Below are 3,982 nucleotides of genomic sequence, written 5' to 3' on the forward strand. Positions count from 1 at the left end.
TTCGGGTTTAAGGGCATCAACCACATCCTTCCTGTGGGTGGAAGGGCATACCTCTCCTGCGGTTTCGGAATTGTATTGGTTAACCTCGAAAACAACGAAATCATTGATACCTACATCATTGGGCCAGGGGCTACCAACCTCGAGGTGCATGCCACGGCCATTTTTGGTGATCGAATCGTGGCCGCAACATTACTTGGGCTGTATGAGGCTGATGCGAACAGTTCGTTTCTGGCCAATTTTGTAAACTGGAGCCCTGTAACCACCATTCCGGGAGTTACAGGCCCCAAAGAGATTGAGGGCGCCGAAGCTGTGGGCGATTACCTCGTGGTGTACGTGCCCTTTGCGGATACCGATGATAAGGTCTATGCCACCACCGACATGGAGAACTGGCTGGAAGTGTGGTCAGAAAATGAGCTGCGCGGCATCAACGTGAGCAATAACCACCTGGTGGTTCGCACACCCACCGGGGTTCATGCTTTTCAGCAAAACCTCAATCAGATATTATCACTGGGCAGTGCTCCTGGCCTGAGTTGGGTAAGCACCACCGGCGCCGCCATTACCGCGGGCAATAATATCTGGTTAGCCGAAAGTCGCGGTGGTTTGATTCGCCACAATTGGGGTGCCAACCAAACCGAACTCGTCAATCCGTCGGCCCCCGAACGCCCGGACGCCTACCGGCTGCTGTTTCAAAACGGCAAGCTCTTTAAATCCTCAGGCGGTCCTTCAAGCAACTGGAACCGGACCTTTAACAATTCAGGGCTTCAGGTGCTTTCCGGCGGCAAGTGGTCGCGCTACGCGCCGGGAACCATTCAGGAATTTGACGACAACAGCGTTCGCGATTTTATGGTGGCCGTTCCGCATCCCGATGACGACGAACACTGGTTTATTGGCACCTGGGGCTATGGGCTTTATGAAATGAAAAACGGGGTGGTGGTGAATCACTTCACAAGTGAAAACAGTCCGCTGGCAGGCTCTGCAGAAACCCAGGGCCCCGGTGTTGCGGGTCTGGCTTTTGACAGCGACAAAAACCTTTGGGTGACCAACGGTTACTCCAACACGCCACTTTTGGTTTTAACGCCTGAAGGAGAGTGGTTTAATTTCAACCATGTGGCAGCGGGAGCCTCGGGCTCAAACCTTGTTTCAGACCTGGTCATTACCTCAAGCAACCACAAATGGATGGTGCGTCCGCGCGGAAACGGTATCCTCGTTTACAACGATAACGGCGACCCTGAAAACATCGAATCGCACCAGGCACGGGCACTGAACTCGCAGGCGGGCTCGGGCAATTTACCTACCAACGATGTGTTTGCAATAGCCGAGGATCTCAATGGAGAAATCTGGGTAGGTACCGGCGAAGGGGTAGCCGTGTTTTTTGCGCCATCTGCTGTATTTTCAGAAACGGCTAACTTCGATGCACAGCAAATTCTACTTGAGCAGGATGGAAACATTCAAATTCTCCTTGAAACCGAAGTCGTGACAGCTATTGCGGTTGACGGAGCCAATCGAAAATGGCTGGGAACGGCCGGCGCAGGCGCATTTCTGATGTCGCCCGACGGAACCCGCGAGATATACCGCTTCAACACCACCAATAGCCCCCTGCCATCCAACTCCATTCGTACCATCACCATTGACGGCGAAACGGGTGAGGTGTATTTCGGAACCGACATGGGGGTGGTTTCATTCAGAAGCACCGCCACGGATGGCAGGGCAAGAAATGAATGCGCCAGGGTGTTTCCCAATCCGGTACGGGCCGATTATTTCGGACCGGTTGCCATCACCGGGCTTCAGCGAAATACCAATGTAAAAATTACTGACCTCGCCGGAAACCTTGTTTTTGAGACCACTTCTGAAGGCGGTCAGGCCATTTGGGACGCCAATAATTTTAGGGGTGAGCGCGTCACCACAGGGGTGTACACAGCGCTATGTATAGCCCCCGAAAACCAGTCGAGCTGCGTGGCCAAAATCATGGTTGTGAAATAAGCGGTGAAAACGGTTTCAAAAGGCATCGTGCTCAAAAGCATTGACTATGGCGATACGAGCGCGGTTGTCAGAATTTTTACAAACAACCTGGGCCTGCGCGCTTTTCTGTTGAGAGGGGTGAAGGGCAAGCGCCGCAAAACGCCGTACCTGCAGCCGCTCAGTTTGGTAGAGCTGGAGTTCAATCTCCACCCGGGTCGCGAGCTGATTGCCGGTGCTTCGGTTAAGCCCCTGGAAGCCTACCAGCAACTGGCCGATGATGTCCGAAAGTCCATGATAGTCTTGTTTTTAGCAGAGGTGTTGAGTGAGGCCCTGCGCACCGACGCCCCCGACGAAGACCTCTTTGACTACATCGCCACACGCCTACTCACCTTTGACCTTGAGCCGTTTAATCCAAATTTTCACCTGTGTTTTTTGGCCAAACTCAGCCGCTACCTCGGCTTTTTTCCGGGCCTTTCAACCAGCCCGCAAAGCTTTGACCCGGAAGAAGGCGCGTTTTCTGATATCGCCCAAACCGGCCGACTGGGCTCTTCGGGCCCTGAGATTCAAACCCTGCAACGTTTTTTTAAGGAAGCCCCGGCACAAACCCGTACCACTCAACTCAACCGTAAGGTGCGCAATCAACTGCTCGAAGAACTACTGCGCTACTACCAGCTGCACATAGACGGCATGCGGCCCGTGAAGTCATTGGCTGTGCTGCGCGAATTATTGGATGATTGACCATGAGGCACACCTTGATTCATTGCAGTATCTTTGCCGACCGAAAAACCATCACAATGAGAACATCTCCCTTTTTATTGATAGCAGCTATAATTACCATCACCGCCTGCGAGCAATCACCCAAAACCGAAAAAAGCATGGAAAAACCAACACCTCCTGTAGCCCCTGTTGAAATGCATGAGCATAAGATGCACGGCGATGTCCGTTTAGACCCCTATTACTGGATGATGCTGACGGATGAGCAAAAAGACAAAGGTGCCGCCGAGCCTCAAACGGAACGCGTGCTCAACTACCTCAACGCCGAAAACGCATACACCGAAGCAGTATTGAAATCAACAGAAGGCTTGCAGGAAAAATTGTATCAGGAGATTGTAGGCCGTATTGACCCCACCGACCAATCCGTTCCCTACCTGTTTAACGGCTACTTCTATTACACCCGCTACGAAGAGGGCAAGGAGTACCCTTTTCACTGCCGCAAAAAAGGAAGCCTCGAAGCTGAGGAGGAAATCATGCTCAACGTGCCCGAAATGGCCGAAGGTTACAGCTACTACGCCATCGGTGGCCGCAGCGTGAGCCCCAACAACAAGCTGCTCGTGTACGGCGAAGACACCCTGAGCCGCCGCATCTATACCCTGCGTTTCAAAAACCTCGAAACAGGAGAGCCCCTGCCTGATATCATTCCCGGAACAGTGGGAAGTGCCACCTGGGCCAACGACAATGAAACCGTGTTTTACGCTGTGCGCGACGAGGCCCTTCGGTCCTACAAAATTTTCCGCCATAAGCTGGGAACGCCGGTGAGTGAGGACGAGGAAGTTTACCACGAAAAAGACGACACCTTCAATTGTTTCGTTGGTAAAACCAAGTCGCAGAAGTACCTCGTTATCGGATCGCGTGCGTCCATTACTGCCGAGTACCATGTGCTTGAAGCCGACAACCCGGAAGGAGAATGGCGAACCATTCAGCCACGCGAGCGGGGTTTGGAGTATGACATTGATCACTACGAAGACCACTTTTACATTCGCACCAACCTGGATGCCGAAAACTTCCGCCTGATGCGAACCCCTGTGGGTAAAACCACCAAAGAGAACTGGAAGGAAGTGGTTGCGCACCGCAACGACGCGCTGCTCGAAGGCATGGCTATTTTCAAAAACCAGCTCGTGCTGGAAGAGCGCATAGACGGCCTCACCAAAATACGGGTCATGCCCTGGAATGGCGAGGGGGAGCACTACATTGATTTTCCCGACGCGGCCTATGCCTCCTGGCTGGATGTGAATATGGAGTTTGA

At 52.9% G+C, this 3,982-nt stretch carries 3 protein-coding genes; all 3 read left to right on the forward strand.

Annotated features, from left to right (window positions below; genetic code table 11):
• The coding region (locus EA392_12655) for a hypothetical protein (protein ID TVR37463.1) at positions 1-1,980 on the forward strand (1,980 nt) is incomplete at its 5' end.
• Between the two features lie 3 nt (positions 1,981-1,983).
• A complete protein-coding gene (gene recO / locus EA392_12660; GenBank protein TVR37464.1) occupies positions 1,984-2,697 on the forward strand; it encodes a DNA repair protein RecO in 714 nt (237 codons plus the stop codon).
• 137 nt (positions 2,698-2,834) lie between these two features.
• A partial coding sequence (locus tag EA392_12665) for a S9 family peptidase (protein ID TVR37465.1) occupies positions 2,835-3,982 on the forward strand: 1,148 nt, incomplete at its 3' end.

This window comes from Cryomorphaceae bacterium (genome assembly GCA_007695365.1).
GTDB lineage: Bacteria > Bacteroidota > Bacteroidia > Flavobacteriales_D > SKUL01 > SKUL01.